Source organism: Geomonas oryzae (genome assembly GCF_004117875.1).
Taxonomy (GTDB): domain Bacteria; phylum Desulfobacterota; class Desulfuromonadia; order Geobacterales; family Geobacteraceae; genus Geomonas; species Geomonas oryzae.
Window position 1 is genome coordinate 120,464 of sequence record NZ_RAHW01000008.1, and the last position, 25,797, is coordinate 146,260.

General features: G+C 62.0%; 27 protein-coding genes and 1 tRNA gene. 11 read left to right on the forward strand and 17 right to left on the reverse strand.

The genetic code is table 11. From position 1 onward, the window contains the following. Positions 1 to 9: 9 nt before the first annotated feature. From D6Z24_RS18835 to D6Z24_RS18865, 7 genes are all read right to left on the reverse strand, one after another. Positions 10 to 1,143: an ABC transporter permease gene (locus tag D6Z24_RS18835; protein WP_129128159.1), complete on the reverse strand. Its 1,134-nt coding sequence runs from the start codon at positions 1,141 to 1,143 to the stop codon at positions 10 to 12. Beyond that, the gene (locus D6Z24_RS18840; protein WP_129128160.1) at positions 1,140 to 2,096 is read right to left on the reverse strand and encodes an ABC transporter ATP-binding protein; all 957 of its coding nucleotides are present in this window, start codon (positions 2,094 to 2,096) and stop codon (positions 1,140 to 1,142) included. Before D6Z24_RS18840 ends, D6Z24_RS18835 begins: the two co-directional genes overlap by 4 nt. After that, a complete protein-coding gene (locus tag D6Z24_RS18845) occupies positions 2,093 to 3,037 on the reverse strand; it encodes an ABC transporter ATP-binding protein (RefSeq protein WP_129128161.1) in 945 nt (314 codons plus the stop codon). The genes D6Z24_RS18840 and D6Z24_RS18845 overlap by 4 nt, the downstream gene beginning before the upstream one ends. Before the next feature lies 1 nt (position 3,038). Continuing rightward, a complete protein-coding gene (locus D6Z24_RS18850) occupies positions 3,039 to 4,031 on the reverse strand; it encodes an HlyD family secretion protein (RefSeq protein WP_129128162.1) in 993 nt (330 codons plus the stop codon). A 15-nt stretch (positions 4,032 to 4,046) separates the two neighbouring features. Further along, a complete protein-coding gene (locus tag D6Z24_RS18855) occupies positions 4,047 to 5,387 on the reverse strand; it encodes a TolC family protein (RefSeq protein WP_129128163.1) in 1,341 nt (446 codons plus the stop codon). A 23-nt stretch (positions 5,388 to 5,410) separates the two neighbouring features. Further along, positions 5,411 to 6,046 carry a TetR/AcrR family transcriptional regulator gene (locus D6Z24_RS18860; protein ID WP_162605190.1) on the reverse strand — a complete coding sequence of 212 codons (636 nt, stop codon included), beginning with the start codon at positions 6,044 to 6,046 and terminating at the stop codon, positions 5,411 to 5,413. 341 nt (positions 6,047 to 6,387) lie between these two features. Beyond that, positions 6,388 to 6,463 (reverse strand) — tRNA-Asn (locus tag D6Z24_RS18865). Positions 6,464 to 6,758: 295 nt separating this feature from the next. Here D6Z24_RS18865 and D6Z24_RS18870 point away from each other — a divergent pair. The 4 genes from D6Z24_RS18870 to D6Z24_RS18885 all read left to right on the forward strand — a co-directional run bounded on the left by D6Z24_RS18870 (position 6,759) and on the right by D6Z24_RS18885 (position 10,950). After that, positions 6,759 to 7,388: a cation transporter gene (locus D6Z24_RS18870; protein ID WP_129128165.1), complete on the forward strand. Its 630-nt coding sequence runs from the start codon at positions 6,759 to 6,761 to the stop codon at positions 7,386 to 7,388. 158 nt (positions 7,389 to 7,546) lie between these two features. Further along, complete coding sequence (gene mscL, locus D6Z24_RS18875) at positions 7,547 to 7,975, forward strand: large conductance mechanosensitive channel protein MscL (RefSeq protein WP_129128166.1); 429 nt, start codon at positions 7,547 to 7,549, stop codon at positions 7,973 to 7,975. Positions 7,976 to 8,017: 42 nt separating this feature from the next. Then, on the forward strand, positions 8,018 to 9,289 hold the full coding sequence (locus D6Z24_RS18880; RefSeq protein ID WP_129128167.1) for an OmpA family protein: 1,272 nt from the start codon (positions 8,018 to 8,020) through the stop codon (positions 9,287 to 9,289). 296 nt (positions 9,290 to 9,585) lie between these two features. Beyond that, positions 9,586 to 10,950, forward strand: coding sequence for an OmpA family protein (locus D6Z24_RS18885; protein WP_129128168.1), 1,365 nt, complete (start codon positions 9,586 to 9,588; stop codon positions 10,948 to 10,950). Between the two features lie 227 nt (positions 10,951 to 11,177). On the opposite strand, the gene D6Z24_RS18890 is transcribed toward D6Z24_RS18885, so the two are convergent. The 6 genes from D6Z24_RS18890 to D6Z24_RS18915 form a co-directional block, all read right to left on the reverse strand. Next, positions 11,178 to 11,831 carry a hypothetical protein gene (locus tag D6Z24_RS18890; RefSeq protein ID WP_129128169.1) on the reverse strand — a complete coding sequence of 218 codons (654 nt, stop codon included), beginning with the start codon at positions 11,829 to 11,831 and terminating at the stop codon, positions 11,178 to 11,180. 88 nt (positions 11,832 to 11,919) lie between these two features. Next, positions 11,920 to 12,501 (reverse strand): putative metallopeptidase, encoded by a 582-nt coding sequence (locus D6Z24_RS18895; protein WP_129128170.1) that lies wholly within the window; start codon positions 12,499 to 12,501, stop codon positions 11,920 to 11,922. Then, a complete protein-coding gene (locus tag D6Z24_RS18900; RefSeq protein ID WP_129128171.1) occupies positions 12,498 to 12,797 on the reverse strand; it encodes a cytochrome C in 300 nt (99 codons plus the stop codon). Before D6Z24_RS18900 ends, D6Z24_RS18895 begins: the two co-directional genes overlap by 4 nt. A gap of 192 nt (positions 12,798 to 12,989) precedes the next feature. Further along, positions 12,990 to 13,754, reverse strand: a complete 765-nt coding sequence (locus tag D6Z24_RS18905) for an acyl-CoA dehydratase activase (protein ID WP_407925426.1) — start codon at positions 13,752 to 13,754, stop codon at positions 12,990 to 12,992. A 153-nt stretch (positions 13,755 to 13,907) separates the two neighbouring features. Further along, the gene (locus D6Z24_RS18910; RefSeq protein WP_129128173.1) at positions 13,908 to 14,891 is read right to left on the reverse strand and encodes a 2-hydroxyacyl-CoA dehydratase family protein; all 984 of its coding nucleotides are present in this window, start codon (positions 14,889 to 14,891) and stop codon (positions 13,908 to 13,910) included. A 5-nt stretch (positions 14,892 to 14,896) separates the two neighbouring features. Beyond that, positions 14,897 to 15,235 (reverse strand): hypothetical protein, encoded by a 339-nt coding sequence (locus D6Z24_RS18915; protein WP_129128174.1) that lies wholly within the window; start codon positions 15,233 to 15,235, stop codon positions 14,897 to 14,899. A gap of 122 nt (positions 15,236 to 15,357) precedes the next feature. Between D6Z24_RS18915 and gcvT the strand changes: the two genes are divergently transcribed. The 7 genes from gcvT (at position 15,358) to D6Z24_RS18950 (ending at position 22,214) form a co-directional block, all read left to right on the forward strand. After that, entirely contained in the window at positions 15,358 to 16,449 is a 1,092-nt protein-coding gene (gene gcvT / locus D6Z24_RS18920; protein WP_129128175.1) for a glycine cleavage system aminomethyltransferase GcvT, read from the forward strand. 213 nt (positions 16,450 to 16,662) lie between these two features. Next, positions 16,663 to 17,034, forward strand: coding sequence for a glycine cleavage system protein GcvH (gene gcvH, locus D6Z24_RS18925; protein ID WP_129128176.1), 372 nt, complete (start codon positions 16,663 to 16,665; stop codon positions 17,032 to 17,034). 2 nt (positions 17,035 to 17,036) lie between these two features. Then, the gene (gcvPA, locus tag D6Z24_RS18930) at positions 17,037 to 18,374 is read left to right on the forward strand and encodes an aminomethyl-transferring glycine dehydrogenase subunit GcvPA (RefSeq protein WP_129128177.1); all 1,338 of its coding nucleotides are present in this window, start codon (positions 17,037 to 17,039) and stop codon (positions 18,372 to 18,374) included. Next, entirely contained in the window at positions 18,365 to 19,804 is a 1,440-nt protein-coding gene (gene gcvPB / locus D6Z24_RS18935; protein WP_129128178.1) for an aminomethyl-transferring glycine dehydrogenase subunit GcvPB, read from the forward strand. The genes gcvPA and gcvPB overlap by 10 nt, the downstream gene beginning before the upstream one ends. 4 nt (positions 19,805 to 19,808) lie before the next feature. Continuing rightward, entirely contained in the window at positions 19,809 to 20,606 is a 798-nt protein-coding gene (locus D6Z24_RS18940) for a lipoate--protein ligase family protein (RefSeq protein WP_129128179.1), read from the forward strand. Continuing rightward, on the forward strand, positions 20,606 to 21,496 hold the full coding sequence (gene lipA, locus D6Z24_RS18945; RefSeq protein ID WP_129128180.1) for a lipoyl synthase: 891 nt from the start codon (positions 20,606 to 20,608) through the stop codon (positions 21,494 to 21,496). Before D6Z24_RS18940 ends, lipA begins: the two co-directional genes overlap by 1 nt. 241 nt (positions 21,497 to 21,737) lie before the next feature. Next, positions 21,738 to 22,214 carry a response regulator gene (locus D6Z24_RS18950; RefSeq protein WP_129128181.1) on the forward strand — a complete coding sequence of 159 codons (477 nt, stop codon included), beginning with the start codon at positions 21,738 to 21,740 and terminating at the stop codon, positions 22,212 to 22,214. Between the two features lie 146 nt (positions 22,215 to 22,360). On the opposite strand, the gene D6Z24_RS18955 is transcribed toward D6Z24_RS18950, so the two are convergent. Genes D6Z24_RS18955 through D6Z24_RS18970 form a run of 4 tightly spaced genes read right to left on the reverse strand, consistent with a single transcriptional unit; the run spans position 22,361 to position 25,749 of the window. Continuing rightward, positions 22,361 to 22,690: a carboxymuconolactone decarboxylase family protein gene (locus tag D6Z24_RS18955; protein WP_198419588.1), complete on the reverse strand. Its 330-nt coding sequence runs from the start codon at positions 22,688 to 22,690 to the stop codon at positions 22,361 to 22,363. A 20-nt stretch (positions 22,691 to 22,710) separates the two neighbouring features. Continuing rightward, the gene (locus tag D6Z24_RS18960; protein ID WP_129128182.1) at positions 22,711 to 23,232 is read right to left on the reverse strand and encodes a flavodoxin; all 522 of its coding nucleotides are present in this window, start codon (positions 23,230 to 23,232) and stop codon (positions 22,711 to 22,713) included. 10 nt (positions 23,233 to 23,242) lie between these two features. After that, positions 23,243 to 25,045, reverse strand: a complete 1,803-nt coding sequence (locus D6Z24_RS18965) for an aldehyde ferredoxin oxidoreductase family protein (protein WP_129128183.1) — start codon at positions 25,043 to 25,045, stop codon at positions 23,243 to 23,245. Further along, entirely contained in the window at positions 25,042 to 25,749 is a 708-nt protein-coding gene (locus tag D6Z24_RS18970) for a 4Fe-4S dicluster domain-containing protein (protein ID WP_129128184.1), read from the reverse strand. The genes D6Z24_RS18965 and D6Z24_RS18970 overlap by 4 nt, the downstream gene beginning before the upstream one ends. Positions 25,750 to 25,797: the final 48 nt, after the last annotated feature.

Sequence of the window (25,797 nt, forward strand, 5' to 3'; positions counted from 1 at the left end):
GATTTCCCCCTAGGTGAGCTTCTTGCGGAAGATGCGCGTCGCCGCGAGCCCCAAGATGGCGGCGAAGAGCGCAAGCCCGAAAAAGTCCGGCCACATGTTGAAGACCGACGACCCCTTCAAGAAGACGTTGCGCAGGATCGCCATGTAGTAGCGGGCCGGCACGATGTGGGTGATCCCCTGCACCACCGCCGGCATCTGGTCGATGGGATAGACGAACCCGGAGAGGAGAAAGGCCGGCAGGAAGGTGGCGATGAGCGAGATCTGGCTCGCCGCGAGCTGGGTCTTCGCGACCACGGAGAAGAAGTAGCCAAGCGACAGCACCACGGTGAGAAAGAGGGTGGTGCTCAGCAAAAAGACCCAGATGTGCCCGCGGAAGGGGACCTCGAACCACCAGACCGCCATGATCGCGCAGACGCTCGTGTCGATGAGGCCGATGGCTACGTAGGGGAGGAGCTTGCCGAGCATGATCTCCAAGGGGGTGACCGGCGTGGAGATGAGCTGCTCCATGGTGCCGCGCTCCCACTCGCGCGCGACGGTGAGCGAGGTGAGGAAGGTCCCCACCACGGCCATCACCATGGCGACCACCCCGGGGACGATGGTGACCATGCTCTCCAGGTTCTCGTTGAACCAGGTTCGGGAGTCGACGCTCAAGGGGGCACGCACGCTTCCCTGTCCGCGGGCGCGCAGCCACTCTAACTGGAGCTTTGCCGAGTGCGCCTGCGCCACCGCCTCGGTGTAGCTCATGCCGAGGCTCGCGCTGTTGCTGTCCGTGCCGTCGAAGATCGCCTGGATGCGTACCGCTTGTCCGGAACCGAGCCTTGCCGAGAAGTCCGGCGGGATCACGATGCCGATCTGGCAGGTCCCGGCGTCGACGGCGTGCACCAGTTCCGGGTAGTTGCCTACCGAGCGCACGACGTTGAAGTATCGGGAGGACTGGAAGCGCTTCAGGAAGTCCCGGGAGGCCTGGCTCTGTTCCCGGTCGTAGACGTAGACCGGTATGTGCTTCGTGTCGAAGCTGACGCCGTAGCCGAAGGCTAAGAGCATCACGATGGGCATCGCGATGACGATGCCGATGCTGCGGGCGTCGCGCCGGATCTGGATCATCTCCTTGCGCGCCATGGCGCGAAGCCGGTTCCAGTTCATGCCTGCTCCTTTTCCCTGCGCCCTTTGAGGCTCGTGAGCGAGACGAAGACGTCCTCGAGGGTCGGGCGGATCCGCTCGATGCGGGAGACGGCGATGCGGCGTTCCCCGAGATAGCTCTTAACCTCCGGGATAGCCCGTTCCGCGTCGGGCACGACGAGGTGAAGCGCGTGCCCGAAGATGGCGGCGTCGGTGACCCCGGGCGCCTCCTGGAGAAGTTCCAGCGCCTTCCCCACCTGGTCGCATTCGACGAGGAGCAGGTCCCCCTCCATGCTCTTAAGTTTCAGCTCGAGCGGCGAGCCGGAGGCGACGATCCTGCCGCGGTCGATGAGCACGAGCCGGTTGCAGTATTCCGCCTCGTCCATGTAGTGCGTGGTAACGAAGACGGTCACCCCTTCGTCGGCCATGCGGTGGATCAGCTCCCAGAAGAGACGGCGCGAGATGGGATCGACGCCGGAGGTCGGCTCGTCGAGAAAGACGATGGGAGGGCGGTGCAGCACGGCGCAGCCGAGGGCCAGGCGCTGCTTCCACCCGGCGGCGAGCGTCCCGGTGAGGAGGTGCTCCCGGCCGGTGAGTCCAGCCATGTCGACGGCCCAGGCGATACGCTCGGCCGCGTCGGCCTGGTTCACCCCGTACATCCCCGCGAAGAAGCGGAGGTTCTCGATCACCTTCAGGTCGTTGTAGAGGGAGAACTTCTGCGACATGTAGCCGATATTCTGGCGCACCCGTTCCGGTTCGCGCGCGACGTCGACCCCGGCGACCAGCGCCTTCCCCGAGGTGGGGTGCAAAAGTCCGCAGAGTATCCTGATGGTGGTGGATTTCCCGGCGCCGTTGGGACCGAGAAAACCGAAGATCTCGCCGCGCGACGCCTCGAAGGAGATGTTGTCGACCGCGGTGAAGTCGCCGAAGCGTTTCACGAGGTCCTGCACCACGACCGCCTGGGGCTGACCGTTCATGGCTTCTCCCCCTTCTTCTTTTGCACCGCCTCCACGAAAAGGTCCTCGATGCTGGGCGCCACCTCTTCGACGGAGTCGACCTCGAGCCCCGCCGCGGCGATGCGGGCGCGCAGTTCCGGGATCATGCGCCCGGGTTCCCTGACGACCAGGTGCAGCCCGTCGCCTACGATCATCATGGTCGAGATCCCCTCCATGCCGGAGATGAGCTCCTTCACCGGGCGCGGTTCGGCGCAGACGACGGAGACCACGGCGCCGTCGAGGTTCCCCTTCAGGTTCTCGGGCGTGTCGCAAAAGAGCATGCGCCCCTCGTGCAAGAGCGCCACGCGATGGCAACGCTCCGCCTCGTCCAGGTAGGCGGTGCTGGTGAGGATGGTGACCCCCTGATCGAGGAGCGTGTAGAGGATGCGCCAGAAGTCGCGGCGCGACACCGGGTCGACCCCGTTGGTCGGCTCGTCGAGGAGGATCACCTCCGGGGTGTGGACCAGGGCGCAAACGAGCCCCAGTTTCTGCTTCATGCCGCCGGAGAGTTTCCCCGCGAGCCGCGAGCGGAACTCCACCATCCCCGCCGCCTGCAACAGTTCCGCCGCGCGCGTCTCCCTCTCGGCGCGCGCAACACCGAAAAGGTCGGCGTAGAAGCGGATGTTCTCGTCGACGGTGAGTTCCTCGTAAAGCCCGAAGCGCTGCGGCATGTAACTTATGTGCTGCTTGGCCCCCTCCGGGTCGCGCGTCATGTCGTAGCCCGCCACGCGGGCGCTCCCCGCATCGGGGGCGAGGACGCCGGCCAGCATGCGCATGGTGGTCGTCTTGCCGGCGCCGTCCGGGCCGACGAGGCCGAAGATCTCGCCGCGCGCGACCTTGAAGCTTAACCTGTCCACGGCGCGAACGTCGGGAAAGGACTTCGTGAGCCCGTCGAGCTCTATGGTGAAATCGTCGGCGCCCATGTCACCTGGCCGCCGCGTCGAGGTGCGCGTCCGCCGGCATGCCCGGCTTCAGTTCGTGCGCCTGGTTTTCCAGATCTATCTTGATACGGTACACGAGGGTGACCCGCTCCTTGTGCGTCTCGACGCTCTTCGGGGTGAACTCCGCCTGCGAGGAGATGAAGGAGACGCGCCCCTTGTAGCTCTTGCCGGGGTAGCTGTCCGTTTTCACCGTGGCTACCTGTCCGAGTTTGATCCGCCCCAGATCGGTCTCGCTCAGGTAGCCGCGCAGCCAGAGGTGATCCAGATCGGCGATGGTGACCACCGGCGTGCCGGGGGAGACCACCTCGCCGAGTTCCGCGTGCCGCACCAGTACGACGCCGGTGATGGGTGCCTTGAGCGTCGCGTAGCCGAGCTTGATGCGCGACATCTCGAGCGCCTGCTCGGCCGAGCGGACCCCGGCCCGGTTGATGTCGACCTGCTCTCTTCTCACCCCTTCCTTCACCTGGTCGTAGTTCTGTTTTGCCCGCTCAAGCCCGGCGCTGCTTCGCTTCAGCGCGGCCGCCGCGGTATCCCGCACCTGGGCCGAAACCTCGTCCTTCTCGTAGAGCGCCTGGTAGCGCGCGAGGTCGTGCTTTTTCAGCTCGAAGTCCGCCTGGGCGTCGAGCACCGACTGGTGGGCCGCCTGCTTCTCCTGGGGACGGCTTCCTGCCGTGGCAAGCCCCAGCTCGGCGCGACGCGTGCCGAGGTTCGCCTCGTCGATGCGCAACTGCTGCTGGTAGTCCCCCTGGTCCAGCCTGGCGATGACGTCCCCGGCCCGGACCAGTTGCCCCTCTTCCACGGGTAGCTCGGCCACGCGCCCCGGCACCTTGAAGCCGACCACGCTCTCGTGCGCCTCGATGTTGCCGGAAAGGGTGATGGTGTCGGCGTCGGCCCGGTTCCGGTTGCGGCTGACGAAGAAAACGGCGGCGGCTGCGGCCGCTGCCAGGATGACGATGGGGATCAGTTTACGTTTCATAGGTTCGTGTCCTCGTTACGGTTCGATGCCCAGGAAGAGCCGGTACGCCTTTTCCGTGTCGCCCAGGGCACGCGCGAGCGCGATCTTCGCCTCGACGTGCTGCGCCAGTGCGTTCAGTTCGTTGTCGCGAGCCCGCGCCAGCGCGTCCTGCGCCGTCACCACCTCGATGTTGTTGGCCACCCCGTTTTTGAAGCGGTCGCTCGCGTACTGCAGTTCCTTCTCGGCGAGGGTGAGCCCCTGCCGGGCGGTGAGCACCTGGTCGGATGCGGAGTTCAGGTTCAAAAGCGCCTCGCGGATATCCTGCTCCACCCCGAGCTTCAGATCGGCGATCAGCTCATCGTTTCGCTTGAGCCGGCTGTCGAGCTCCAGGCGCTCACCCTTGCGGTCGTGGTCGAAGAGGTTCATCACCATGTTCACCTGGATCATGCCGGAGGGGTCGAGCTTGCTCATCTCCTGGCCGCTCGTGCCGTAGTTGCCGCTCAGGACGATCCTCGGGAGGTAGCGCGAGCGCGACGCCTTCATCTGCTCTTCGAGGGAGGCGCGCTGGGCGAAAAGGGCGCGGTAATCTGGGCGGCTCTCGAGCGCCGCCTGCACCGCCTGCTCGATCTGCGGGCCCTCAAGCTTCTTGAAGGCGAGCGTGTCGGTGAGGGCGATGGGGGTGCCGAGGTCTAGGCCGACGCCGCGGGCTAGGGAGAGACGGGCAAGTTCCGCGTTGTTGCGGGTGACGAGAAGGTACTGACGGTCGTTGGCGAGCTGCACCTGGGCGCGCAAGACGTCGAGCCCGTCGGCGACGCCCGCGGTGCGCTGGTCGCTGGCGAGCTTTTCCAGCACCTCCGAGGTCTCCACCCGGCTCTTGGCGGTCGCGACCCTTGCCTCGGCGTACGCCGCGTTCACGTACTGCACGGCGACCTGGCGGATCACCTGGCCGCGCGCGTCCCGGTAATCGAGCTGCCTCGCCTTTTGCTCCTCTTCGGCCGCTCTTATCGCGTGATAGCTCTGCAGGTCGAGGATGTTCTGGTCCGCGTAGATACGGAAGTCGTAGCTCGTGAAGGGGCCGACTACGGCGCGGGCGTTGGGAAGGGTGATTCCCTGCGCGCTGAGGTTGCGGGTCTGCCATGCGAACGGGGTCTCGAGGCGCAGGTGCGGCAGGTAGTTGGCCAACTTTCGTTCGCGTGTCCCCTCGGCCTCGTCCGTGCGTGTCTTCGCGAGCAGCGCGTTAAGGTTCCTGTCGAGGCCCCGGGTGATCGCCTGGTCCAGTGACAGGGGGAGGGGAGGGGGACTCTCGGCGTGTACTGCCCCGGCAGCCGACCAGAGCGCCAGGGAGAGGGCCAACACTTTCATGATCTTTGCAGTCATGGCGTATCCTTTGTTGCCTGTCGCTACTTGGGCAGGACTCCGTTCACGAACAGTTCGATGCTTCTTTTCATGCTCTCTTCGAGCGGGTCGACCGGAGCGAGCGACCAGGTGATCATGGTCCCGAAGATCATGCGCTGGAACCCCTGGGCGATGTCGAAGGGGGAGAGGTCGTTGCGCAACTCCCCGTGCTCCTGGCGGTGCCCGATCAGCAGCGCGAGCTGCCGCACGTTGCCGTCGATCGCCTCCGCCATGCGTTTTTGTACCGTGTCGCTCGCGAACACGGCGGTCAAGAGGCTCTGGATCAGGCCCGGACTCTGCCCCTGCTCGATGGTAAGGGTGAGCGCCAGCTCCAGCAAGAGCGGGGCAAGCGGGCGGTCCGAAGCGCGGTTTGCGGCCACGAAAGCGGCCACCCTCTCCATCTGCAGTTCGCGGTAGTCGAGGAGCACGCTTTCCTTGTTTTCGAAATAGTTGAAGAAAGTCCCCTTGCCTACGTCGGCGGCGGCGGTGATCGCCTCGATGGTGGTGGCGTTGAAACCGCGCTCGGCGAAGAGTTTGAGCGCGGCCCGGAAGATCTTCTCCCTGGTCTGCTCGCTCCTCTTGGCCCTGCGCCCGGGCTGGGGTGGGGTGGAAGGGGTGACCTGTTCCACGTTGTCAGTCATTGCGGTCTCCTTTTGAAAAGTGACCATCGGTCAGAAATGACTGTAAGTCATGTTTACCCCTTTGTCAAGCAGTCGGGAAAAAATGCAGGTAGGTTGAGGCAGAGAGGCAAAAGGGGGGAGTATGCGCGGCCTTTGGAAGAGCAGGCTAGAGCGAAGAAAGAAGGGGAGAGCGAAGAAAGAAGGGGAGAGCGAAGAAAGAAAGAACCGGGCGAGTGTGACCGATCGCAGAGAGAAGCGCTTTTTTTCGTACGGACCGGGAGGAGAGAGGACTCAGCGGATGGTGTTGCCAGGCAGAACGCGAAAAGGGCTTACAGTGATTAGCTGTAAGCCCTTGAATTTGGTGGCTCCCGAGGTAGGACTCGAACCTACGACACACGGATTAACAGTCCGCTGATCTACCGACTGATCTACTCGGGAATATTGGGTTCTTCGCCCTGTGCCGCGAAGAGATTACGTGTATAGCATAGTGGTTTTTGGCTGTCAATAATATTTCTGCTGCTCTTTCCATCCAACCGGCAACTTTTTTTGAATACAACAAACTGCTCTCTGAGAGCCACGGCGAAAGGAATGGTTGCATGGCATGACTCCGACGGATGATCCAAATACTGTCGGAGAAGTTATGCCGCCCCCTGTTGACTTCCTGCAGGCCGACAAGATATATTCAGGTTCTGTTATGCATCACCGACGTTGACCGGCTTTCAGAAGGATTTCCATGACCTCGCAAACAGAAAGACTCTACCGAACCGCGGCTGTCCTCGCCCTGATCACCATTTTCTACAACATCGTTGAAGGTGTCGTGTCGGCGTGGTTCGGCGTAGAGGACGAATCCCTGGCACTTTTCGGCTTCGGGCTCGACTCCTTCGTAGAGGTCGTCTCGGGCGCCGGGATCTGGCACATGGTGCGCCGACAGAGGAACAATCCGGACCGGAATCCGGACGACTTCGAGCAGCGGGCGCTCAGGATCACCGGTTTCAGCTTCTACGCCCTGGCGGTCGGGCTTCTCGTCACCGCCGTCTACGATACGCTCCGCCTGCATGCTCCCACCACCACCTTCTGGGGGGTGGTCGTTTCCTGCGTCTCCATCGCCTCGATGTGGCTGCTGATCCGGCAGAAGGTGAAGGTCGGCAATGCCCTTGGTTCCCAGGCCATACTGGCCGACGCCGCCTGCACCCGCGTCTGCCTCCTCCTCTCCGTCATCCTGCTCGTCTCGAGCGTAGGTTACCAGTTGACCGGCATCGGCTGGCTCGACTCGGCGGGCGCCTTGGGCATCGGCTGGTTCTGCTTCAAAGAGGGAAAGGAGGCCTTCGACAAGGCGAGAGGCATTCCCTGCTCATGCAGTTGAAGCAGTGCTGGTTAGCCGGTGGCTAACCCCGTAGAAGGATTTAGCAACTGATTTTGTCAGAAAAAAATGGACCCCTCTTGCAGGTCATGAGAAAGGGTGCTACCCTTTTTAATGTGTAATCTGATGCTTTTGTTTTAACAAAAGGAGGGGGCACAATAATGCTTGAGGAGTTCAAGAAGTTCGCGCTTAAGGGGAACGTCCTTGATCTAGCCATTGCCGTTGTCATCGGTGCGGCGTTCGGCAAGATCGTCAGCTCTTTCGTTGCAGACATCATCACCCCGCCTATCGGAAGGCTTCTGGGGAACGTCGATTTCTCTTCCCTGTTCCTAAACCTCTCATCCACGCCGGTCCGCTCCGTTGCGGAAGCAAAGGCTGCCGGTGTCCCGGTCATCGCCTACGGCCTTTTCCTGAACGCCATTTTCGATTTCCTCATCATCGCTTTCGCCCTTTTTCTCGTTGTGCGCCAGATAAACAGGATGATGCCGGCTCCTCCTCCCCCGGTGACCACCAAGGAGTGCCCGCACTGCTGCACGCAGATACCGGTGAAAGCTGTCCGCTGCCCCAACTGCACATCGAACCAGGACTGACGCTTCAGCTAGCGCTGCCTGGAAATACCAAGGAGGTACCTGATGAAAAAAACTTTGCTGCTTCTTCTTGCTCCGGCGTTGATGCTGGGCATCCACACTGAGGCCCGTGCCGCGGTCAAGGCGGAATCTTTCTCCCTGTCTCCCTACGTTGGCGGCTTTACCTTCATCGGTAAAGAGCACCTGGAGACGATGCCTGTTTACGGTCTGCGTGCCGGCTACAACTTCACCAAGAGCCTCGGCCTTGAGGCCGTCTTCGATTACGGCAGCACCGAGGGCAAGAAAAACAGCGGCATAGGCGACGGCGTGGACGTGTACAACTACCACCTCGACGCCCTGTACCATTTCATGCCGGACTCCCAGTTCGTTCCATACGTCGCCGCGGGCTTTGGCGGGCAGTCGAGAAATTATCCCGGACCTGCGCACACCGACCGCACTTCCTTCAACTACGGCCTGGGCGCCAAATACTTCCTGAGCGACGCGATGGCCCTCAGGGGGGATGTGCGCCACCTGGTGCTCAGGGATGACGGAGAGGCGTTCCACAATCTGGAATACACCGTGGGGATGGACTTCATCTTCGGCGGTGTCAAAGAAGCCCCTGCTCCTGTAGCAGCCCCGGCTCCCGCTCCCGCACCCGCTCCCGTGGTCGTGCCTCCGCCCCCGGCGGCGCCTACCGACCGGCTGAGCATCTCCCCGGCTTCGGTCACCAAGGGAGAGACGGCAACCCTTTCCTGGAACTCGGAAAACGCTACCAAGTGCGTCATCGAGCCGGGGATCGGTCCGGTCCCGGTTTCCGGGACCATGACCGTCACTCCGGACTCGACGGCGTCCTATACCCTCGTTTGCGACGGGGCCGGCGGCACCGCCAAGAGCCTCGCCAAGGTGGACGTGGTCGCTCCGCCGCCTGCACCGGTACCGGCCCCTGTCGTCGTTCCCCCGCCGGTCGTACCCGCGCCGGAACCGGCCAAACTGTGCAAACCGACGGTTATCAACATCCACTTCGATACCAACAAGGCCGATATCAAGCCGCAGTATCATGACGAACTGAAGGCGCTGGCCGACTTCCTTAAGGAGTTCCCCAACGCCAAAGGAACCATAGAAGGCCACACCGACAACGTAGGGGACAAGGCGGCCAACATGAAGCTCTCGCAGCGCAGGGCGGATAGCGTACGCAACTACCTGATCAAGAATTTCGACATCGCACCGGATAGGGTTAAGGCAGTCGGCTATGGCCCGACCAAACCGGTAGCCAGCAACAAGAGCGCGGCAGGAAAGCAGCAGAACCGCCGCATCGAGTCCAACTTCCGCTGCGAATAGACATTAGCGGCTGAACACGCAAAAGGCGCCCCTTGCATGCAGGGGGCGCCTTTTTTATTTGCTGAATATGCGCGGATCTGCTGGAAGAGCAACATGCGCAGACTGGCAGTACACCGTTGACGAAGCATGCGAGGTGCGGGAAAAAGAGACCCTTGCCACTTGGTGTTTCGTGCGGAGTCAGTGCCGGTTCTTTGTTGCACGTCGCGCAAAGGGTGATAGCCTATCCCATGTCTTTTTCCGGGGGTGAAATAGAGGAGGAAGGCAAAATCAAAGCCTAACAACATAGGAGGTGTCAGATGAAAAAGTACCTGCTTTTTGTTCTGGTTCCGGCGCTGTTGTTCACCATGCTTCCAAAGGCTCACGCAGAAGTGAAGGCTGAAAGTTTTTCGCTCTCCCCCTACATCGGCGGCTACACCTTCATAGGGAAGGAACACTTGGAGACCATGCCGGTATACGGCCTGCGCGCGGGGTACAACTTCACGCGGCATTTCGGCCTTGAGGCGGTCTTCGACTACATCTCGACGGAAGGAGAGAAGAACAGTGGTATCGGCGATGTCGACGCCTACAACTACCATCTCGACATGCTCTACCACTTCATGCCGGAGGCACGGCTTGTCCCCTACGTCGCCGCCGGCTTCGGCGGTCACTCAAGGGAGTACCAGGGGGGCGAAGACATGTCGCGTCCCGCCTTCAACTACGGAGTCGGTGCGAAATACTTTCTGACCGACGCCATGGCCCTTAGGGGGGATGTGCGGCACCTGATCCTCAGGGACGAGGGGGAGACGTACCACAACCTTGAGTACACCGTAGGGGTGGATTTCGTCTTTGGCGGCGTAAAAGAGGCACCTGCCACCGCCGAGGCGGCGCCTGCTCCGGTCGCCGAGGAACCTCCGCTCGAGCCGGTTCCGGCCGCCGAGCCTGCACCGGGGCGCTACAAGTACTGCGTCACCCTGCACGGCGAATATGACATCAACCGGGCCGTAATCCGCGATGAGGAGAAGGAAGAGATAGCCGTTGTCGGTGAGTTCATGAAGCAATATCCGACGACCACCGCGGTCCTCGAGGGTCACACCGATAACGTAGGGGCTCCGGAGTACAACCTGGAGCTTTCCAAGCGCCGGGCCGAGTCGGTGGTCGACTACCTCGTCAAAAACTACGGCATAGAGCGCTCCCGGCTCGAGGCCAGGGGGTACGGCATGTCCCGTCCGGTGGCACCCAACACCACCGACGAGGGACGCCAGGCCAACCGTCGCGTAGAGGCCATCATCGACTGTGCCTTCGACGTAAAAGAGGTGAAGCCTCCCGAGCGGCTCTGCATGGGACTAGTTGTCGACTTCGATACCGCCAAGGCGGACATCAAGCCGCAGTACCGGGACGAACTGGCCAAGGTCGCCGACTACATGAAGAAGTACCCGACCACGACCGCGGTCATAGAAGGGCACACCGACAACGTGGGTGGCTACGACTACAACATGAAACTCTCGCTCGAGCGTGCCGAGAACACGGTCCGCTACCTCGTGGACAACTTCGGCATCGACAAGAGCCGGCTTTCCGCGAAGGGGTACGGATACACGCGGCGCATCGCCTACAACAACACGCCAGAGGGGCGGGCAAAGAACCGCAGGATCAACGCGGTCATCGACTGCGTGGTGAAGAAATGAGTCTTGGCGGAAAAATCTGAAGTCGTAGCGAAACAAGAAAGGGGAAGCCGCATCCGGCTTCCCCTTTCCTTTCTTTAACCGCCGCCACTCGGTCCGTGGCCCCTCCCCCCGGAGGGGGGAGGTTGGGAGGGGGGAAGGCTGATCTAGCTGCTGCGCTCCCCCTCCCTGCCCTCCCCCTCCGGGGGAGGGGATGCTGCTGCGATTCACACGCCCTATACCTGCTTTGCCTAACCTATCTCCTTGGTGATGAGGCGCTGCACGGCGCGGAGCATTTCGTCGACGTCGGCGGTCCGGTAGCGCTCTCCCTGCCCGCTGATGAAATCGGCCTTCATGTAGCACCAATCCTTAACCCGCTGGTAGGTTCCCACCTGGTAGGCCTTCGCCTGGTAAAGCGCCTCGTTCATCTCCTCGGTGCTCCCGACCGGGATCCCTTTGCCGCCACAGACGAGCATCAGGAATTGTTCGAGGAGAACCGAGGCGAGAATACAGGCCGTGTGGTTATCCCCGCGTTTCAGGAAGTCGGAGGTCCTGCCGCTCAGGTATTCAAGCACGGCATGGTCCAGGAAGAGGCGGATCTCGGTGAGTCCCCCCTGCTCGAACTCGGTCCGCGCCGACTGCACGATGGCGCGGCAGTTGTCGAAGCTTTCCTTGTAGGTGATGTTGATGATCTTCGCGTAGATGGACTGGAAGTTGCGGTAATAGGCGCTTTCCTCGCCGAAGACCTGCTGCAAGAGGCTCAGTGCCGAGTTGGCCCAGTCCTGGAAAAGTTTGGAGTCGACGGTGGCGGCGATGTCGTTTATGAGCTGCGAGGAACTGACCTTTTTGGCCTTTTCCGCGAGTTCATCGAATTTCCTGCTGATGGTGTAATCGAGCTTCAGCATGCGGTCTTGCTCCCTCTGGGGCTTCGGTCCTGTAAACGCCACTTAACTTATAGTTTTGACGAAGAAAAGTCAACGGGCGATGCCGGCTTCATGCCGGGGAGACGCTGATGCGGGGAGCCTGCAGCCTGCGCCCGACGATAGCGCGGTGCCGCGAGCGGAGCGCCGCCAGGTCCCCCTCGAGGAAGGCTAGCCCCTCCCGGTCCGGGGTAGCCTCCAGGTAGCGGTCGACCAACTGTCCCATGAAAAGGTTGTAGCTCCTGGTGGAGGAGCCGTGCGCGTAGTTCCTGCCGGGAAAACGGCGGATATCGCCGTCGCATGCGGGGGAGATGTGGTACAGCTCGTGGAAGATGGTGATCAGCTTCTCCCGGAAAGGGAGTTCGAGAAAGCGGGGAACCAGGAAGTAGATGACGTAGAGCATCTCTTCGCCGCGGTGGGTGATGCTCGGCATGGTGCACAGCACGCTGCGCCGGCCGCGCCGCGCCTTGACCGAGCGCTCCCCACCTTCAAAGCGCAGGGGGTGGATCTTGGCGAGACTGCCGCCGCGGCCGGCCCTTCCGCTGGAGACGCATACCAGGAGCCTCTCCGGGGCGATGTGTTGCAACTCCGGGGTGCGGGCGACTATGTCGCAAATCAGCCGCTCCAGCTCCCCGGTCAGGTTCAGCGTGGTCATTGCACTCCGGACAGTTTCAGTTTGTGACAGAAGAGGCAGCGCATCGGCCCGTCCTTGGGTTTAACCGGGTGCTTGGCCGGGAACGGGATGCCGCCGGGTTCGGTGTTGTGGCAGGCGGGGCAACCCTTGTCTGCTTCCATCTTGCTGCCGGTCTTTTTGAACAGCTCGTAGGACGGCTTATGGGCATCGTCGAGGGGGACCCGCTTGGTCTTCTCCTCGCCGGAAATGAGATAGAAAACGAGAAAAACTACGGCTACCAGGCCGATGAAGATCATGTCTTTCTTGCCGATACGCATGTACCCTCCGGGGATTGAATGTAGCGGCGAGGTTAAACGGGCCGCGTGTAAAATTCAAGCAAAAACCAACTACCTAACGCAAAGGCTCAAAGCCGCAAAGAGAACCTTTAGAAGGTTTGAAACAACAGCGTTTTTTGTTTTTCTTCGCGCCTTCGCGTCTTTGCGTTGAATAAAGCTTCTGAAGCCTTTGTTTCAGCCGTTGGAAGCGCAGCCGATGGCCCCGTTGTGCTGGGGATGTTTCGGGATGATGATCTCCATGCCGCACTGCGCCCGCAGGAGGGTGATCATCGCGCCGTTTAAGGCAACCCCGCCGGTGATGACCAGGGTGTCGGAGGGAAAGCGCTTCAGCATCGGCATGACCCGCTTCACCAGGGTGAGGTTCACCCCGGCGCACAGCCGCGCTACCGGGTAACCGCGCAGGATCTGGCCGATCAGTTCGCTCTCGCCGAAGATGCCGCAGGTCGCGTCCAGCGCCACCGGCTCGTCGCAATGGGAGGATAGCTCATCGAGGCTCACTTCGAGCACCGCGGCCATGTTCTCCAGGTACCGACCGCTCGAGGCGGCGCACTTGTCGTTCATGACGAAGTCGGTGAGGCGCCCCGCCACCACTTGGGCGACCTTGGTGTCCTGCCCACCCATGTCGAGCAGGGTGAAATCGGCGAGTCCCGTCTGGGTGCGCGCTCCGGCAACGTGCGCCTTTATCTCCGAGATGACGCGTGCGCCGTGCAGGTTTATGCTGTTGCGGCCGTAGCCGGTCACCGTGATCTGCGCCTCGCGCAGTTCGTCGGCGCTGAAGATGCCGCTTCCCTCGAGGTCAAGCGAGAGCTCGTCGTCTACGATGCGGCCGTACTTCTTGTAAAAGGCAATGGTATCGAGATCGGCGAGGCGCAGGATCTCGCCGCCGCGCATGAGCGCGAACTTGGCCTTCCTGCTTCCCAGATCTATTCCTATTCTCAAAGCTTCTGACACCTGAACGGTTCTCCTGTCACTGCCTGCCGGGGCTACTCTATCTGAGTTGAGTGCCCGTCTCTTTTCTCGTCCCCGTCTGCTTGCCAATTCGGGACGTCATTGTATATTTGGTCACGGACTTGCCATTGCCGGAGGTCCGCTTCAGTTTCGATCCTCGAGCAATTCCAGAAAACCTTCCAGCCTGATCTTCGTCCTTGCGTCGACGTTGCCGGGCTTGTCACCCTCCAGCGTCAGTACCGGGAGCTTGATGCTCTTTCGGAGCACCATGTCCTCGATCTGCCTGAAGCAGAAGGACTGCACATAGTGGATAACCCCGTCCACCTTCCTCTTTTGCAGCTCACGGCCGATGTCGCCGATGCGGTGAAAGATATCGTAGGGGTAGCTGTAGGCGCGGTACTGCTCCACCAGGTCCTCTATGCCGTAGGGCATGCTGAACTGCCGCTGGGTCTCGTTGAAGACCACCCTCGCGCCGATTTCCTCGAGGAAGTCGTAGAGCCCGGAGACGATGGGGGGGACGCCGAGGAAGGCGAGCCTGATGGGCTCCTTTCTTTCCGGCCGTTGCACCGCCTCGGCCAGGAAGGCATCAACCTCGGCCTCGAAGGCGTCGAGGTCGCCGTTCATGTCCGAGGTGCAGACCTGGAAGTAGTGGTTCTCCTCGCCGGTGACCCGGTTCTCCTGCCAGGTGAGGCGGTCGATCTCATGCACCTTCGCCCTGATCCGGTCCAGACGCTTCTTGGCGGCGTTGACCTCGTCCCAGCCGACGCCGAAACAAGACATGAGCTTCTCGATCTCCGCCTTCAGGGGGGCCGCCTCCCGGGTGCCGGGGTAGGCAAAGGGGTAGACGCGCACGCCGTTCAGCGAGAGCACCTCCATGAGGGCTTTCGTGTAGCTGCAGTCCCCTTCCGTCACGGCGACCATCTCGGTGATGCCGCTTGCGACCACGGCACCGTAGATACCCTTGATCCAGGCGCATACGTTTCTGGGGAAGCCGGTGAGCTCGGCATCTTCTATCAGCGAAGCTTTTTCGGGATGGGTGATGAAGATGTTGTTCAGGTCGATGGGGGCCACCCCCGCCGCGACCAGGACTTCCAGCGGAATGGTGGTGGTAAAGCCTACTCTGCGCAAAAGGTCTACTCCGTCTTGATGAAGAATAAATAGATGAGGAACGCGCCGATGGCGAGCCCGCCGAAGGCGAAGGGAAGGGTCGTGGAAAGGTTGAGCGTTTCGCCTTCTACCGGCATGGTGAAGTGGATCAGGAGCAAGAGGGAAAAGGTCGTGAAAAGGGTGGCGAGCACGAATTTCGACTTGCGGACCACCGCGTAGAAGGCAACGATCAAAAAGCCGAAGACGAACCAGGGATTCGAGAGCGCGCTCTTCACGGTCAGGTGCCGCGCGAAATCGACCATGTTTGCCGTTTCAAAGGGTGTGAGCTTTTCGGCGAGGTTCTGCAAGAAAGTTGCTTTGTCCATGTTTTCTCCTAGCAACCGCTAGATTATATGCATATCGGATAATTTGGCAAGAAGTTAAACCGGCGGCATATTACCAGCCTCACCTCAAAACTCGGCAGTACATGTCGGGAAGGAGTTCACCCATGGAAGATCTCAAGTCGACCCCGCTGCGCGCAGCTCACGAGGGGCTCAAGGCGCTCATGGCCCCCTTCGGGGGATGGCTCATGCCGATCCAGTACGCAGGGATCATCGCCGAGCACAGGTGGTGCCGGGAGAAGGCGGCCCTTTTCGACATCTGCCACATGGGTGAGTTCCTCTACAAAGGGGACATCGTCGCGGACGGGCTGGAAGGGGTCTTCACCTTTTCGGTAAAGGGGATTCCGGTCGGGCGCTCCCGCTACGGCTTCCTCCTGAACGAGGATGGAGGCGTGATCGACGATCTCATCGTCTTCCGGCTCGCCGAGGACGAGGCGATGATCGTGGTGAACGCGGCGACCACCGACAACGACTTTTCCGTGATCCGCTCGCGCCTCAAAAATCCCGCCGTGCTGACCGACATCTCTTCCCGGACCGGCAAGGTCGACCTGCAGGGTCCGTTGTCGCGCGAGATCATGGTCCGGCATTTCGGTCCGCAGATCCAGGACATCCCTTTCTTCAAGTTCGTCAGGACCCGCATCCTCGATGCCGACGCCATCGTGAGCCGCACCGGTTACACCGGCGAACTAGGCTACGAGATTTTCCTTCCCGCCGACAAGGTCGCCCGGCTTTGGGAACTCCTGCTGGAGGAGCCCGATGTGGCTCCGGCGGGGCTCGGGGCGCGCGACCTGTTGCGGCTTGAGATGGGTTACTCCCTTTACGGCAGCGACCTCGACGAAAAGATCACGCCGCTTACCGCCGGCCTTTCCTCCTTCGTGAACATGGAGAAGGAGTTCATCGGCAAGAGCGCGCTGCAGCGCGAGCTGGCGCAAGGCTCTGCCAAGGCCAAGGTCGCCTTCCGGGTCGATTCCCGGCGCGCCCCGCGTCACCATTACGAGATCCTGCACGAAGGGGAGCAGGTCGGAAGCGTAACGAGTGGCGCCTTCTCCCCGATGCTTTCCTGCGGCATAGGCCTTGGCCTGGTGAAACCGTCGGCCGCAGCCTTGGGGACGAGGCTCGTCATTCGGCACGAGCGGGTCGAGATGGAGGCTGAGGTGGTCGAGCTTCCCTTCTACACCGGCGGTTCCTTGAGGGCGTAAGCGCAGGGGACCGGCTCCGCAGGGCCTGTCCCCTTACCCTGGTACGATAACTCCCCTCCCCCTCCGGGGGAGGGTGCCCGGAGGGCGGGTGAGGGCGCTGCCACGAAGGGATGTCACGCCTGATGCGACGCCCTCACCCCGACCCTCTCCCGGAGGGAGAGGGAGGACTGACAGTGCTGACTTCTCGGCATCCATACTAAAGGAGGATCATCAATGGCAAAGTTCTTCACGAAGGAGCACGAATGGGTCGAGGTGGCGGGCGGGCAGGCCACGGTGGGGATCAGCGAGCATGCAGCCCACGAGTTGGGGGACATCACCTACGTTGAGCTTCCCAAGATCGGCAGGAGCGTGAAACAGTTCGACACCCTGGCCGGGATCGAGTCTGTGAAGGCGGCAAGCGACATCTACGCGCCGATATCCGGCAAGGTGGTCGAGGTGAACCAGGCGCTCGACGAGGCTCCGGAACTGGTGAACCAGGGTGCGGAAGCCCAGGGATGGATCTGCAAGCTCGAAGGGGTGGACGAGGGGGAGCTTGCCGCCCTCATGGACGCCGCCACCTATAGCACGTACCTGAAAGGACTCTAGCGATGGGATACTGTCCGAACACGCCGGATGACATCCGGGAGATGCTTGCCGTGATCGGCGCGGGGAGCGTCGAGGAACTCTTCTCGTCCATACCCGCCGGGCTCAGGGCGAAATCCTTCGATCTCCCCCCCGGGATGTCGGAGCTGGAACTTACGCGTCACATGAAGGAGAAGGCGGCCGCCTGCGGCGCCGACGTCGTTCCATTCATCGGCGGCGGCATCTACGACCATTTCATCCCTGCCGCCGTCGATCACTTGGCCTCGCGCGCCGAGTTCTACACTGCCTACACTCCGTACCAGCCCGAGTGTGCGCAGGGAACCCTGCAGGCGCTCTACGAATACCAGAGCACCATCTGCCGCCTGACCGGGATGGAGGCTTCCAACGCCTCGCTCTACGACGGCGGGACCGCGGTTGCCGAGGCGGCGCTCATGTCGCTGCGCATAACGGAGCGGCACAAGGTGATCCTCGACGCCTCAGTGAACCCGCTGCACCGCGAGATCGTCACGGGATACCTGCACGGCCTCTCCGCTGAAGCGGTGCAGGTGGAGCCAAAGGGTTGCGCCTCCGACCTCGACCGCCTCATGGCCGCCATCGACGGCGAAACCGCCGCGGTCATCGTGCAAAGCCCCGACTTCTTCGGCAACGTCCAGGATTTCCGGGATCTGGCGCAGAAGGCGCACGAACACGAGGCGCTCCTCATCGTCTCCTGCTACCCGATCGCCCTCGGACTCGTGGCGAGCCCCGGGGAGATGGGGGCGGACATCGCGGTCGGCGAGGGGCAGAGCCTCGGGAACCCGGTTTCCTTCGGCGGTCCGTACTTCGGCTTCATCGCCACACGAAAGCGTTTCATCCGCAACCTCCCCGGACGCATCGTGGGGGAAACCATAGATCACCAAGCCCGGCGCGGCTTCGTCCTCACCCTGCAGGCGCGCGAACAGCACATAAAAAGGCACAAGGCGACCTCCAACATCTGCAGCAACCAGAGCCTGTGCGCCCTGCGCGGCCTGATCTTCTGCGCCGCGCTCGGTAAAAAGGGGTTCGAGGAGCTGGCCCTCTTGAATTACGACAAGGCGCAGTACGCGAAGTCGCAGCTCGCCTCGGTGAAGGGGGTGGATCTCCTCACCCGAGGCGCCACCTTCAACGAGTTCACCTTGTCCCTTCCCACGGACGCCTCCGAAGTGGTACAAAGGATCCTCGAAAAAGGAGTGGCGGCGGGTGTCCCGCTCGGCCGGTACTACCAGGGGATGGAAAAGGCGCTGCTCGTCACCGTCACCGAAAAGCGGAGCAAGGATGAGATCGACCGCCTGGCGGTCCTGCTCGAGGAGGCGTTATGGAGCTGATATTCGAGAGATCCGTCTCCGGCCGCGCGGGCGTCCGGGTCCCTTTGAGCGACGTTCCGAAGGCCGCCCCCCTTTCCGAAGCGCTCAGGCGGCAAGAGCCGGTACGGCTTCCCGAGGTGAGCGAGCTCGACCTGGTGCGGCACTACACGAACCTTTCGCGCAGGAACTTCTCCGTGGATACCAACTTCTATCCGCTTGGTTCCTGCACCATGAAATACAACAGCAAGATTAACGAGAACGTGGGTGGGCTCTTCGCCGGTTGCCACCCGGTGCTCGCCCTGCTGCCCGGCGGGGAGAACCTGGTGCAGGGGCCGCTCTCCCTGATCCATGGACTCGAGCGCCAACTAGCCGAGATCACCGGTATGGACGAGGTGACCACCCAGCCGCTTGCCGGGGCCCACGGCGAGATGACCGGCATCATGGTGATCGCCGCCTACCACAAGGCGCGCGGCGATAACAAGCGGAAGTACGTCATCGTCCCCGATTCGTCCCACGGCACCAACCCGGCAAGCGCCGCCATGGCGGGGTACGAGATCGTCACCGTCCCGACCGCCCCCTACGGCGACATGGACCTCGATCTGTACCGGCAGGCGATGAACGAAGAGGTGGCGGCGGTGATGCTCACCTGCCCCAACACGCTCGGGCTCTTCAACCCGCACATCGCCGAGATCTGTGCCATAGCCCACGAGGCGGGTGCCTTAACCTACTACGACGGCGCGAACCTTAACGCGATCCTCGGCAAGGTCCGCCCCGGCGACGTGGGCTTCGACGTGATCCACGTGAACCTGCACAAGACCTTCAGCACGCCGCACGGAGGAGGTGGTCCGGGGAGCGGACCGATCGGGGTGCGCGGAGACCTGGTGCGTTACCTCCCCACGCCGCGTGTGGTGCGCCGGGAGGACGGCGGCTTCACCGTCGAGGACCATCCCGAGGGGATCGGGCGGGTCTCCGACTTCTTTGGAAACTTCGGGATCATGGCACGCGCCTATGCCTACATCACCATGCTCGGGCGCGAGGGGCTCATCGAGGTGAGCGAGCAGGCGGTGTTGAACGCAAACTACATGATGGCGCGGCTCAAGGAGGAGTATGAGCTTCCTTTCGACCAGACCTGCATGCACGAGTGCGTATTTTCGGCTGTCCGCCAGATGGAGCACGGCGTGCACTCCATCGACGTAGCGAAGTACCTGGTCGACCGCGGTTTCCATCCGCCTACCGTTTACTTCCCGCTCAACGTGAAGGAGGCGATCATGATCGAGCCGACCGAGACCGAGAGCAGGCAGACCATGGACGCCTTCATCGAGGTGATGCTCGAGGCGGCAAGGCTTGCGAGGGAAAATCCCGAGCGTCTGCACGAGGCGCCGGTGACGACGCCGGTAGGGCGCCTGGACGAGACCCGGGCGGCAAGGGCGCAGCAGGTGTGCTGCGAGTGAATTTATGACTACATGGCGACTGATAGATACCGGGCCGCTGGACGGCCCGGGGAACATGGCACTGGACGAGGCGCTCCTCAACTGTTTCCAGAAGGATCCGACGCGTCCGGTATTGCGCCTTTACGGCTGGAGCCCCGCCGCGCTTTCCGTCGGGCGCTTCCAGGACGCGGCCGCGGCGCTCGATCTCGATCTCTGCCGGGACGAAGGTGTTCCGGTGGTGCGCCGCATGACCGGCGGCGGCATCATCTACCATGCCGCTGAGGTCACCTACAGCATCGTTTGCGCGCCGGATCACCTCGGGAGCAGTGGGGTGAAGGAAGGCTTCAGAAAGCTCTGCGGGTTCCTTCTCGGCACCTATGAGCGCCTGGGGCTCGATGCCCGTTTCGCCGTCGACCTGAACCCCTCCGAGGAACGCCTCGGCGAGCGGACCGCCTTCTGCTTCGCCGGAAAGGAGGAGTTCGACGTGGTGGTTAACGACCGCAAGATCGGCGGCAACGCCCAGCGCAGGCTCTCCGGCGCCATACTGCAGCACGGCTCAATTCCGCTGGAAAGCAGGGTGCAGGAGGGGCTGCGTTTCCTGAAAGAACCGGCCCCGGGGGCGGCACGCTCGGTGAGCCTCGCGGAGCTTGGGCGAAGGCCGGAACCGGAGGAGCTGAAAGAACTCCTTGTGGCATCGTTTAAGGAGCGCCTGGGCGTTGAGCTTACGGCGCAAGGGCTAACCCCTGAAGAGGCCGTTGTGGCGAAGAAGCTTGAAGAGCACAAGTACCGTTGCCGGCAGTGGACCCTCGAGGGGCGCTGCTGATGCAGGAACAGAGGGAAAGGGTGGAAGCAGTGGACCAGTTGCGAAAGCCGGAATGGCTGCAGAAGAAGATCACTCCGGCGGCCCACGCGGAGATGGAAGGGCTTTTAAAGGAGCTCAACCTGAACACGGTCTGCCAGCAGGCGCGCTGCCCGAACATAACCGAATGCTTTAGACAGCGGCAGGCGACCTTCCTGATCCTCGGGCGGGCCTGCACGAGGCTTTGTTCCTTCTGTTCCGTCTCGAAGGAAACGCCGCTTCCCGCGGAACAGGGGGAACCGGCCGCGGTTGCCGAGGCGGTCTGCCGCCTGAAACTCTCCCACGTCGTCATCACCAGCCCCACCCGCGACGATCTCCCGGACGGCGGCGCCCGCCATTACGCCGCGACCGTTGTGGAAATCCGCAAGGCCTCTCCGGCGACCAAAATAGAACTGTTGATCCCCGACCTGCGCGGCGACCTGGAGGCCCTCAAGGTGGTGCTGGCAAGCGAGCCGGACATCCTCGGGCACAACCTGGAGACCGTTCCCCGGCTTTACGCAATCCGCTCCGGCGCCGATTATCAGAGGTCTCTGAAACTGCTGGCCGATGCGCACCGGCTGAGGCCTGATCTCAAGACGAAATCCGGGCTCATGCTCGGGCTTGGCGAGGAGGAAGATGAACTCGTAGCCGTCTTCGAGGATCTGGTTGCCGCAGGATGCAGCTACCTGAGCCTTGGTCAGTATCTCGCCCCCAGTCGACAGCATTACCCGGTGCAGCGTTTCGTCGAACCGGAACGCTTCGAGGCGCTGAAGGAGAAGGCGCTTCTCGCCGGTCTCACCCACGTCGAAAGCGCCCCTTACGTGCGTAGTTCCTACCTCGCCGAGCGCTACCTCACCGCCACCCCACAGCCTTAACGCTGCAGGACCACCACGAGGCTTTAATTTCGAAGCAGTGAGCATGGCATCACGTTCCCCCCTTCGCAAAGGGGGCGCGAGGTCACGCACGGCGCTTCGTGGCCCCGCAGGTTCCATTGTCACCAGCCGCAGTCCTACAAGAAAATCGTCCTCTTCCCGCTATTTCCGATTCTCTTTCGCGCATATCCTGTGACCATGGACACTGTTATGGAATGGCAGCTTTCTGCCTTTGGGGGAGACTATGCGGGCGTTGATCGTCGAAGGGAGCGAGGCGAAACGGGTCTTGTTGGAGAAGATGCTGGCGCCTCATTGTATCGTCGAATCGGCGAGGGACGCAGAGGAGGGGGTGCGGAGGTTTGTCGCAAGCTACCAGAGCGACGATCCGTTTGCCATAGTCTGTACCGCCGTTGCGCTTCCCGGAATGGGCGGGACTGACCTGGTAAAAAAGATCCGCCGCCTCGAAAAATACTGGCCCGAAGAGAAAATCTCGCCGCGCACCGTCTTTTGTGTCTTTCACGACCGCGTCGGGGAGGGAGAGCGGATCGGCTTCGAGTTCCTGGGTGACCAGTTCATCTTCCACAACCAGACGCCGTGCGACAAGGTGGGGCTCCTTTCCGCCATAGGATTCAGCCGTGGGGTTTGGTCCAGTTTTCGTACCCTTTCGGCGCGGGCCGCCGCCTCGGCGAGCGGGCAAGCTGAAGTGCGGTGGTGGCAGTAACTGGATTCTTTATAGCGAGTTTCCCGCTGTGCAGTGGTGGCTGTCGCAGCTGGTTGGTAGCACGCGTTTCCTCTCCTTTTGCTCCAAATTCGGTCCTATTCCCAAAGGGAGCAGCCACTGGCAAAAGCCAGTGGCTTTTTTTGTCATCACTCCTGCATGCTGTCGAGCACATGCTTCAGGTGGGCGAACCCCGAGGCTGCCGTAGGCCAGCCTGCATAGAAGGCAATGTGCGTTATCGCTGCCACCAGCTCTTCCTTTGTCAGCCCGTTTTCCAGCCCCTTTTTGAGGTGGAACTCCACCTGTTCGATACGGTTCAGCGCTACGAGGCAGGTGACCGTGATCAGGCTCTTGTCCCGCGGCGAGAGTTCCGGCCGCTCCCATATTTCGCCGAAAAGGAAATCCTTGGTGAGCCTTGCGAACTCCGGTGCAACCGCCTCCAGATCGCTCATCCCTTTACCTTCTTCTTGTTTTGCCATCGCCGCCTCCGTGTTTTATATCAAGCCGCCTCTGCTATGCCGAGCTTCTGCAACCATTCCGACAGTTTCTCTCCTGCTCGTTTGACCTCTCCCCCCCGGATGGCGATGCCGTCGAGCACCGTAGCCCCGGGGCAAAGCTCGGCGATGTCCCTTGCGCTTCGCCCGAGACCCGTCCCTTCATGGGTGATGAACGGGAAGATGGCTTTGTCGGTCAGGTCGTGTCCGGCGAGAAAGGTCATCACCGGCGGCGCCACCGTATTCCACCAGTTGGGGGAGCCTACGAGGATGATGTCGTAATCGGCCGGGTCCGCTACCGTTACCTTCAGTTCGGGGCGGTGACGTGACTGCAATTCCCGCTTCGCCTGGGCGACGACCGTGTCGTAATCTTGCGGATACGGGTGAGCCGGGATCAGTTCCAGCAGGTCGCCCCCAACCCTTTCGTTGATCTGCCTGGCGCATTCCCGCGTGTTGCCGGAATGAGAGAAATAGACGGTCAGTACCTTCCAGGTCCCTATGTTTTCCTTGCTGCTTTTCTTGCTCATCGAAATCCTCTCAAATAAAATCCAGTCCCAGTTCCTTGAGCTTCGCCGTCCCCGGTTTCGTGCTCTCGGGATCCCATCCCCGGTCCTTGTAGTAACGGGTGAGCATGGTCTCGAACTCCTTGCGGTCGAGTACGGCTCCCTTCTTTGCGCCGATGGTGAAGGCATCTTCGAAGAAACGGTCGGGGAGCCTGTCGTCGGCGCGGCGGAAGCCCTCACGGTAGTTGAACACCTTCTCCAGGTTGAAGATGCGCTCTCCCGCCTTCTCGAACTCTTTCTTGTCGTACTCGTGCCCGGTGATCGCGCTCAAAAGCTCCAGCATGGGCTCCTCCAGCGCCGGCTCGAAGGTGGGGAAAAAGCACATCCCGGTGGAGTCGAGCATGGCGCGCCTGTTCTGCATGGCGATGTTGTCGCCGCTCATGTGGCAGGCGCCCCGCGAGGCGGTGGCGTAGGATAGCCCCCTCGGCTGGTTCGCCTGGATGTTGTGCGCGGCGAGTTCGAGCCCCTTCACGTGGATCGCGAACTTCTCGCTCCCCTGGCCTATGTGTCGCGCAAGCCCCGCCACACCCTTGCCTGCCAGTTCCCCCACGCCGTCGCGGGCGGCGATCTTCTCGATCATGGCGAGCGTCGCGTCCACGCTCCCCCATTTGAGGTCGATGCCGTCGAGGAATTTGCGGTCGATCATCCCCTTCTCGTAGGCCTCCATCAGGAAGCCGATCACGTTGCCGGTGGAGATCTGGTCGAGCCCGAGGTCGTCGATGACGGTGATGGCTTTGAGAAGTCCCGGCATGTCGGAGATCATCAGGTTGGAGCCGAGCATGACGCCGGTTTCGTACTCAGGCCCGTCATGGACCACGCCGCCGTACTTCCCCTTGGTGACGCCGCTTTTCTTGCAGGCTAAAGGACAGCAGAAACAGGCAATGTCCCTTACCCACACGTCGCGCCGCGCTGCATCGCCGCCGATTTTGTCCGCCTCCGTGAAGGTCCCTTCGCGGTAGTTGCGCACCGACTCGGTCCCGGCCTTGCTGTTGCCGACAATGGCCCGCGCGGTTCCCTGCTCGGCCCATGACTTGGCGTAAGCGGTGCCGTAGAGCGCTTTCCTCGCCTTTTCCAATGCCGCGAGAAAGCGCTCGTGATCAGCCACGCTCGGCTGCCCCGTCCCCTTGACTGCGATCCCTTTCAGGTTCTTGGAGCCCATGACACAGCCTGAACCGCCGCGCCCCGCAGCCCTTCCGGCGGTGTGGATGATGCTGGAATAGGGGACGAGCTTTTCACCGGCGGGGCCGATGTAGACGGTCTTGAATTTGCGGTCGCCGAGCTCTTCGAGGAACGCTTTGTCGAAGGCGTCGGTACGCATCCCTCTAAATTTCCGGGCATCCCGGATTTCCACCTTGCCGTCGTCGATCACGATGTAGCTGAGTTCCTTGGCCTTTCCCGTGATCACCAGGCCGTCGTACCCCGCGAACCTAAGCTCGGGGCCGAAAAAACCGCCCATGTTGGAATAGGTGACCGTAGAGGCATGGGGGTGATCGGAAGCCATCGGTGCCGTGATGGGAGACTTGGTGACCACGCAGGTTCTCGAAGAGGACGGCACCGGCAGTCCGGAGAACGGTCCCGGTATGAACATGAGCGGGTTTTCCGGGGACAGCGCATCGACGCCGGGTTTCTTCAGCCGGTCCCATAGGAGCTTCATACCGAGTCCCTGGCCGCCGACAAACAGGTCCAGGTCTCGGGAGGAGACGGGGACCGTCTCGCTTTTCCCCGTGGAGAGGTCGACGTTCAATATCTTGCCGTAGTATCCTGGTTTCGCGCTCATTGGGCACCTCCGAAGCTGGTCGTGCCGTACCAGTTTCTGGCCAGCTCCGCCGCGATCTTTTCCGGCCCGAGGCCGTAGAATTTCCTGTCCCGCCTGACCTCCACGTAGGAGAGGGCGCCGAAGGGACAGCGCTTCACGCACTGCGGGTCGCCGCCGCAAAGCGTGCACATCCCTTCCGGGCGTCCCGTCTCCGGGTTGGGACGGATGACGCCGGTGCGTTGCGAGGCGCAGGCCTTGGCGCAGCTTTGGCAGCCGATGCAGCGTTTTTCATCGTTACGCATGGTGTGCGTCGCGTCGTCGCGGTAAAAGGCACGCCGGCCGCGCGGGTCCGGTTCGACCGGACATGCCTTCGCGCACGGAGTGTCGGCGCACATGGCGCAGACGCCTGCCACGTCAACATCGGGGTTGAAGCTGTGCACCCGGATGTTCGCGTGGATCGGGTTGCCCAGTCCCGGGAGTTCCTTCCCCTTGACCGAAACCGGCCGGTTACGTGAGGCGCAGGCCGTCTCACAGGTCCGGCACCCCGTGCACTTGCCGTAATCCACCACGATCATCTTGAGGGCCGGTTCGCCGGAAAGGGCCCATGCGGCCGAGTGCACCCCGAACTGCCCGAAGAGTACCAGCGCGCCTCCACCTACGCCGACTCCCTTGATGAAGTCGCGCCGGGTGACCCCTCTCCTGTTTTCCTTGTTTTCCGTCGTCATGTCAGCCTCCTTGCCTGTTTGCATCGTTCCTACGCAGGATCGTGGGGA